Raw genomic sequence first — 7,988 nt, forward strand, 5'->3', positions numbered from 1 at the left:
CGAAAGCTCAAGTTGTACCGTAGGTACCATCTGACAGTAAGAAGAATAATATCGGGTTGATAATGTTTCCACTTGAATAAATTTTGCTTTTCCATACTGATCACTCCCCTTTTTAGAGTACTAGTATCAGTATGTCCAATTTTACTAGATTTCTTGCACCAGAACCCTTTTTATTATCAAAGTCCTTTTATCCAACGCCCAGCCATTTCAATCCAATTAGCTACTTCTGGCTGGATGGTCCATTCGTTATTTTTTTCCTTAGTTTCCTCTGTTCCAAGAGACAAACCATGAATCCCATTAGGGTAAATGTGCATTTCCAAATGCACTTTATGTTTAAGAAGAGCATTAGCAAATAAAAAACTATTTTCAACAGGAACAGGCTCGTCCGTATAAGTGTGCCATAGGAAAGTTGGCGGGGTGTCGGTGGAAACGTGATTTTCCAATGATACCTCTTGTAAAGATTTATCATGGTTTTCTCCTAACAATGCAGTAAAAGAATCCTTATGTCGATATGGTCCAGATGTAATAACTGGGTAACTTAATAGAATTCCGTTGGGCTTTATCTCATCATTCGAAATCCCTAAACTTTCAGATAAAAAACTTCTATTCCAGAATACCCCCAAACTTGCTGCTAAGTGACCACCAGCTGAAAAACCAACAACAATGATCTTATTCTTGTCAACATGCCATTGTTCTGCATTCTGCCTAATAAGTGAAACTGCCATGGAAAGTTCTAACAGTGCTGTTGGAAAAGTAGCTGGATGAACGCTATATCGTAAAACACATGCATTAAAACCGATTGCCATCATTCTAATGGCAATCGGTTCTGCTTCTCTGTCAGAGGTAAATTCATATCCCCCCCCAGGACATATAATGACCGTTGGACGTTTTCGATTACTATCTATTTCTGGGGAATTATTTAAAAAATAAGTATATAACTTAGCTTCAGAATTCTCTGTTCGAATATCGATAATTTCATGTATCATTTTTTCTTCCTCATTTAATTTTTTCAGAAATAAGTTTCACTTTTATTTCTATTAAAAAGGAGTAGTAAAACAACAATTACTCCTACTTACTAAAACAATTTTGATTTTCAAAACAATAAAAAGTTTCTATGAGGTTTTACTTCACTCTTTACAATGCTCTATATACTTCACGCATTACTTATCTTTAAAACTTAATGCCCTTTTAAGTGCATTAATATATTCACTTTTAGCACGCTGGCTGATTTCTGCATTTGGAACAATATGTTCGAAAGCATGAAAACAACCCGGATATAGATGAAATTCTACTTCAACGCCGGCTTGTGCAAGACGTGTAACATAGTCAATCGTTTCATCACGGAAAGGGTCCAATTGACCTACACACGTATATGTCGGAGGAAGCCCTGACAGATCCTCCTCCCGCGTTGGTGCGGCATATGGAGAGATTTCACCATTTGCATGCTCGCCTAAATACATACCCCAAGCCGCCAAATTATTAGATGTGTACCATATTGCTTGCTTGTCCTTAATTTCGTTACTGGAGAACGTAATATTTCTATCATCAATCATTGGATATAACGGCATTTGAAAACAGATGGCAGGTCCTCCTTTATCACGAGCCATTAATGCCAATGCAGCAGTTAATCCTCCCCCTGCACTGCCCCCTCCAATCGCTACTCGACTCAAATCGATATTTAATTCTTCCGCTGAGTTAGTCATCCATACCAATGCAGAATAACAGTCTTCTATAGCTGCCGGATAAGGATGCTCAGGGGCGAGCCGATAATCTGGAGATATGACAATACAGTTGGCCGCTTCTACAAAATTTTCACACAGGCTGTCTTCTCCGTCTGGATGACCTAAGACATATCCACCTCCATGGCTCCATAGAACAGCTGGTAATTTTGTCTGATCTCTCTGAGCAGGTTCGTAAATCTTAATCAGCATTTCTTGTCCATCTCCACCGGAAATAAACCGTTCGGTAGTTCGAACAAGTTTTGAATTCTCTGTTGGGGGTATTAGCATTTGTCTTGCCATAACCAAGTCATCAGGGAGTTGAATTACTGGTGCTGTTGTTAAAACCTCCCTTAATTCAGGATTTATCCTACCTAAAAACTCCATCATTTGATCCTCCATCTTCTTTATTAACCTAAACCTATGTTGTACCGCCTTCAACTAGTTTTACATCAAGTGGTTGAGTAAAATCTATAAGATTATCATCATTGTTTATTCTACTATCTAATAATTTTACTGCTCTTTCTGCCATATCAGATATAGGCTGTTGTAATGTAGTAAGGTTCGGAAGGAAATTTTTTGCTATATCAGTACCATCATAACCAACAATTTTTAACTAATATGGATGATTGTTTTACAATCTTTTTTTATCAAATGTTCTGTTGCCAAATTACCTCCTAAGTAATTATCAGAAGATACAATGGGAGCAGAATCAGAAATATATTGGTCAATTGCGACAATTGGTAACCTTGTTAAAGCTTGATCAAATATCCCCATATCATGACTACCAACAATGATGCCGTCCACTTGATTCCGTAGAAGCATATCTAAATACTTTTTTTCTTTCTGTGCATGATTCAAGCTATTGCATAAAAATACTTTATAACCTAATATTTCTTTCAACCTCTTCAACTAATTGAAAATTGAGGAAGTCCCCTCTACTGGGATCACTATATGTCGGTTTTATGCACACTGTTCCTTCGAAGTGAGGACTATTGTCTTTGTTTTTATATATAAAATTAATTACCGCTCAATTTTCCCTATCAAGGCTAACCCAAGATATAGCCTTTTCAATATATTCGTTCCAAAAATCATTTGAATGGTCTCCCTTTGTTTCTCTATATGTGACATTTACTTTTTTCGAAACTAAAAATTCATGAAATTTCTGGTTTACATCTAACAGGAAGTCCTCCGTTCCACATGCCATATATATTTGGGGTATTTCCACTTTAGCCTTTATCAACTCAAGGACAAGTGCCTCCGGATCTCTATCACTGCCCATAAGCTGATTTAAGTCGCCAAAAACTCTTCTATAATATTTATAATCTGCTACTTCATCTTTATAGTCGCTAGATATTCCTGCTATCCGGTAAGTTATGATTGCGGAGGACAAGGCAATTATACGACTGAAATTATCAGAGTACTTTAATCCGTTGCGAATTGCTCCATATCCGCCCATTGATAATCCACCAATAAAGGTATCCTCTCTCTTTGTGGATAAAGGAAACATTTTTCGTGTAAACATTACCAATTCATTTCCAATGTATTCACCAAATAACTCTCCTTTATCAATATCATCCAAGTAAAAATGGTTTTCACCTGACGGCATAAACACAGCTATGTTATATTTATCAGATAGTTCCCGAATTCTTGAAAAGCTAAGCCAATCCAGATAACTACCGGAATATCCATGTAAAAGATAAAGAGCTTTTAATGGGCGCTCCTCAGCATTTACATGCCCAAACATCTCATTGCGATCTAGCGGTAATAGTGCATTAAAAGTAACATCCCTTTTTAAAGCCTTTGAGTAAAAATTAACTTGTGATATGGCCAATTGACTCACTCCTTGTGTCTATTAAATTTTATAAAAATGGAGGTTTATAAATAAAGAAACGGTTCTTTCGTATCAATAAAAGTGACAGGAATGTCCTTTACCAAGGGCTTCAACCATTCTGCCATGTATTTCATTCCCCATTCTTCACTCCGCTCATGACCAACAACAATCATTCCCTTGTTAAGTCCGAGCATGGTTGCATCATTGACATAAGCACAGAGTGTCCATTCTGTGATTTCACCACACACCATAACATCCAAGTTATGATTTCTCATTAGCTCCATTGGCATTTGTTCTCTGCCTAAACCTAAGCTTCCTCCACCAACTAACACTCCTACTCTCGAACATTTCATTTCGGGGTTGCCGACAATTTGAATAACATCCATTGATAGTTTCTGTTTGAAAAATCCGGCAAGTTCAGCTAAAGTGACTTCATTAATTTCGTATGTGAAAGGCGAGTTCTTCTCTAGCAAATTATTTTCCCATCCAATTTCTTGCAGAAGCCCATCATAAATTCTATCCGTTTTCGCCATATGCATATAATCATGGTACCGCCAAATTACTATATTGTTTTCTTCAATCAGCATTTTCTTTGCAAGATATAACGAGTCATCCTCAAGCCAATCCGTCTCATCCGACCCCGTATAGAAAGTGGGTTCATGTGTAATTATCATATTTGCGCCGACCGCAATAGTCTGCTTAATAACATCTATCGTTGCCATAAACGTAGTGACAATTCCTTGGACCTCAGTATTATGATTCCCGCATATTAACTGATCACCTGTTTTTTCAAGTCTCATATCGCCACATGAATCTGAGAGAACTGTCTCAATCACTTGTTGTACATTCATTTACTATTTCCTACTTTCATCTTTTAAATTAAAATAAAAAATAAATGGTGATACATTCCTTATTCCATTTATTTAAAGAAGGAATGTATCACTATATAAGTTCAATTTGTTACTTCGACATAAAAAATAAATCAAATAGCGTGTTGAAGTTGAGATATTCCATAGTCCTGAATCGTAAATTCCTTCTATACATCTCTTCTTCCAATAAAAAAACAAAATAAGGGTCAAGTTTTTGCGCTATTGCCTGTACATAGGCGTGAAATAAAGCTTCTTTACTTAATGTCGAAAGTATTTTAATTACCTCCCTTAAATCAACATATCTTTAGCAGTATGTTGAAAACTTAAGATGAATTTATATAGAAGGTGAACACTATTAATTTGAAATAATATTTTTCTTAGCTTTTTTAATAGAAAGTCAAGCTGATACATTATTTTTTTCAACTTGTTCTTCTAAACCAAGATTCTTAGGAAGAATGAAAGATGCTAACATGCCAACGACTAAAATCATTGCCATTACGTACATGGCGCCGGCTTGCGAACCTGTTATCGAAATAATAATACCTGCAAGATATGGACCAGCAAAACCACCGATTGCTGAAGTAACTCCTGTTATCCCTCTACCGGCACCTTCAACTTCCTTTGAGAAAATAAGAGATGGTATTGAGTGAAAACTAGGCATAAAGGCCTGTATAAAAAAGCCTACTATACACATTAAAACGATGTACAAAGCGGCATTTGTACTATTAGAAAAAAGACCTAAGGAAGCAAGAGTAATAGCAAACAACAGTAGCGGTATCCCAGTACTAAGGCGACGCTGCTTTATCTTCACTGTTAATTTAGACCATACTGCCAATCCTAAAATCGCAGATATAGATGGAAGTGCACTTAGTAGCCCGATATTACCAATCCCTGCATGTGTAACAGATTGAATAGCTGTGGGCATCCAAGTAAAAAATCCTATCTGACCGAACACCCCGCAAAAGCCAATGATACTCAAAGCCCAACTATACTTATTTCTTAAAAGATACCCTAAAATAGGTAGCAGCTTATCCCCACTTAGATTATTGTTCTCATCTTTTACAAAAGCACTCTGTTCCTTTTGAATGGTTGTAGTAATATAGTCTCTTTCTTCTTTGCTTAGCCATCTGGCTTCTTCAGGTCTGTCATACATTACAGCAAACCATATAACACCAATAATTAAACTGATAACTCCTAAGATGATAAACATCATTTTCCAGTTAAACATTGCTATTAGAAACCCAGCGATAGGGCCAGTAAGCGTTGCTGCGATGCCGGAGGCACTGAACACAACCGCTATGGCTCGACTCCTTTCACCATTCTTTTCAGGAAACCAGTATGTCAAAAGAGTCATGATGCCTGGTACACTAGCTCCCTCTGCAACACCAAGTAGAAATCTGAGTACAATGAGTTGCCAACCGTTTGTAACAAACGCTGTAAGAATGGTTATTACGCTCCAGCATATCGTTGTAATGCCTAAAAATTTTCTAAGTGTTCCTTTTTGGGCACTGTGTCCACCAGAAATTTGTAAAATCATACCTCCAATACCCGTTACTCCACTCGCAAGCCCAGCAACGCTTGCAGCAATTCCTAAATCTTTCATCATACCTCCAGGTAAGGCAATAGCTAAGAGTGACGAACTCAAAAATGTAAAAAAGCCCATTAAAAATAATACAGGTAAAAAGTAAAACCATCTCAATTTTGGTATTCTTCTCGATTCATTCATGATCAAATCCCCCTCCCTTTTTAATAATATTATCTTGCGTTTTAAAGCTATATACTCAGGTCGATAACCATGCACAACTGCAACGCACCTCCATAAATATAAAGCGCTTACAAAAGATCCGAATTATGAATGTATCTTTACATCCATACCATTAATTCTGATAAAGAGGTCAACATTTTATTGTAGTCCCCAACAAGATACAACTATAATTTTAGTTTTCATCTAATTTAAGGGTAAAAAAGGTGATTATTCATATTTCATTCCAATACCACATGTCAAATCAAACTAAAAACCAATTAAACTTTTTAAGTTACGTTAGGGATATTAATTCTCACTACAAACCAATACTATAAAGCGTTTACATGTAGTATAACAATTCTAAATCAACCGGTTGTTATTTATATGTTAATCGGTTAACATACATGTGTCAATCGTTTAACATAATTTTATGTGAAATTAGAATTTTAAAATTTTATTTAAAAACTGAAAAAACTACCGAGTGACACGCTCAGTAGTTTTTTAAAGAAATGGATTATGGTTAAAGAGATCGAGTTTGGCTTGTACTTGTAAAATAATAAGCACTTTCTATTATTTACTGAAAGTCTAAGTGGTACCCCTTTCAATGGTAGAGACCGGTATAATATTTTCAAGTGGTACCTCTTCCCCTTCGATTTGCCTTGTAATCAAATCGATTGTTAGCTTACTCAATTTTTCAATTGGTTGACTTATAGTTGTTAGACGCGGCCATATTAAAGATGCGATACCAATATCATCGTATCCTATGACTTTGATTTCTTCCGGGATTGTCTTTTTTAATTGAAGACAAGCTTGAATGACCTGGGCTGCAATTACATCACTGCTGGCAAATAAACCATCAACTTCCTGGTACTTTTGAAGGAACCGAGCAATCTTATCTACATTGTATTCTAGTTTTGAGTCAGTTCCATCTAGTTCCAAAGTGGTATATTCAATCCCAGTGTCTTTTATTTCTTCCATGAAGCCTTTGAACCTATCACTTGCGAGCAGTGCATTGTGATGTTGTGCTCCGATGCCACCATAAACAAAAGCAAGCTTTTTGCAATTTTTCTTGATTAATAATTGTGATGCAAGTCTTCCTCCCATAAAGTTATCTGAGGCAACATATGGGATATCTTCAGAGATAATGCGATCTAAAGATATAATAGGCAATTTTAGATTAATATATTCATCCACATCCAAACTGTGGCTACCCATAATAATACCATCGACTTGGTTTTTCCTTAATAATTCAAGATAGCTGCTTTCTTTAGATTTATTACGATTTGAATTACATAGTAGTAATTTATACCCCTTTTGATATGCATAATGCTCAAGAAAATAGGCTAGCTCACTAAAAAAAGGATGTGAAATTTTGGGTACAATTAATCCAATCATATTTGATTTTTTTTTAAACAAAGAACGAGCGAGTTCGTTAGGTAGGTAATTTAATTCCTCCATAGCCTGGTGTACCTTTTCTCTTGTAGAGTGACTGATATAGCCTCTATTATTCAGCACGCGGGAAACCGTTTGTACAGAAACACCAGCTTTTGCTGCCACATCTGTAATTGTTGCCATAAACTCACCACCAACATTTTAGTCTTATTATACCTTTTTAGTGCTTATTCATCATCTATATGGGGTCACGTCACATGCCCATCAAGCTAAGGTTGGATTTCCTATTAAGAATATCTATTCCTTTTCTAGCCAAGAAATGGGAATTTCTTTTTCGCCAGCTACTTCAAACTGAATTTCTCCATTTACTTCAAAAACCCGTTCGATAATGGGTATTGTAATCATTTTATTTTCCTTGCTCTTTCTCTTTC

General features: G+C 36.2%; 9 protein-coding genes and 1 pseudogene. All 10 read right to left on the bottom strand.

The genetic code is table 11. The features are described 5' to 3' along the window. Positions 1 to 95: pseudogene (locus tag ACFQZ1_RS11710) on the bottom strand (IS6 family transposase); the annotation flags it as partial. Positions 96 to 176: 81 nt separating this feature from the next. Next, entirely contained in the window at positions 177 to 986 is an 810-nt protein-coding gene (locus ACFQZ1_RS11715; RefSeq protein ID WP_174103497.1) for an alpha/beta hydrolase, read from the bottom strand. A 174-nt stretch (positions 987 to 1,160) separates the two neighbouring features. Then, positions 1,161 to 2,105 carry an alpha/beta hydrolase gene (locus ACFQZ1_RS11720; protein WP_377882355.1) on the bottom strand — a complete coding sequence of 315 codons (945 nt, stop codon included), beginning with the start codon at positions 2,103 to 2,105 and terminating at the stop codon, positions 1,161 to 1,163. Between the two features lie 34 nt (positions 2,106 to 2,139). After that, positions 2,140 to 2,328 (bottom strand): substrate-binding domain-containing protein, encoded by a 189-nt coding sequence (locus ACFQZ1_RS11725; protein ID WP_377882356.1) that lies wholly within the window; start codon positions 2,326 to 2,328, stop codon positions 2,140 to 2,142. A 2-nt stretch (positions 2,329 to 2,330) separates the two neighbouring features. Beyond that, complete coding sequence (locus ACFQZ1_RS11730) at positions 2,331 to 2,630, bottom strand: type 1 periplasmic-binding domain-containing protein (RefSeq protein WP_377882350.1); 300 nt, start codon at positions 2,628 to 2,630, stop codon at positions 2,331 to 2,333. A gap of 118 nt (positions 2,631 to 2,748) precedes the next feature. Then, positions 2,749 to 3,552: an alpha/beta hydrolase gene (locus ACFQZ1_RS11735; RefSeq protein WP_174103499.1), complete on the bottom strand. Its 804-nt coding sequence runs from the start codon at positions 3,550 to 3,552 to the stop codon at positions 2,749 to 2,751. 44 nt (positions 3,553 to 3,596) lie between these two features. Further along, positions 3,597 to 4,352 carry a Nif3-like dinuclear metal center hexameric protein gene (locus ACFQZ1_RS11740; RefSeq protein WP_377882351.1) on the bottom strand — a complete coding sequence of 252 codons (756 nt, stop codon included), beginning with the start codon at positions 4,350 to 4,352 and terminating at the stop codon, positions 3,597 to 3,599. A gap of 160 nt (positions 4,353 to 4,512) precedes the next feature. Beyond that, entirely contained in the window at positions 4,513 to 4,701 is a 189-nt protein-coding gene (sda, locus tag ACFQZ1_RS11745) for a sporulation histidine kinase inhibitor Sda (protein ID WP_377882357.1), read from the bottom strand. 117 nt (positions 4,702 to 4,818) lie between these two features. Further along, positions 4,819 to 6,147 carry an MFS transporter gene (locus tag ACFQZ1_RS11750; RefSeq protein ID WP_377882352.1) on the bottom strand — a complete coding sequence of 443 codons (1,329 nt, stop codon included), beginning with the start codon at positions 6,145 to 6,147 and terminating at the stop codon, positions 4,819 to 4,821. 603 nt (positions 6,148 to 6,750) lie between these two features. Further along, entirely contained in the window at positions 6,751 to 7,740 is a 990-nt protein-coding gene (locus ACFQZ1_RS11755; RefSeq protein WP_377882354.1) for a LacI family DNA-binding transcriptional regulator, read from the bottom strand. Positions 7,741 to 7,988 lie beyond the last annotated feature (248 nt).

The organism is Bacillus sp. CGMCC 1.60114, from assembly GCF_042676365.1.
GTDB classification, from domain to species: Bacteria; Bacillota; Bacilli; order Bacillales; family Bacillaceae_G; genus Bacillus_A; species Bacillus_A rhizoplanae_A.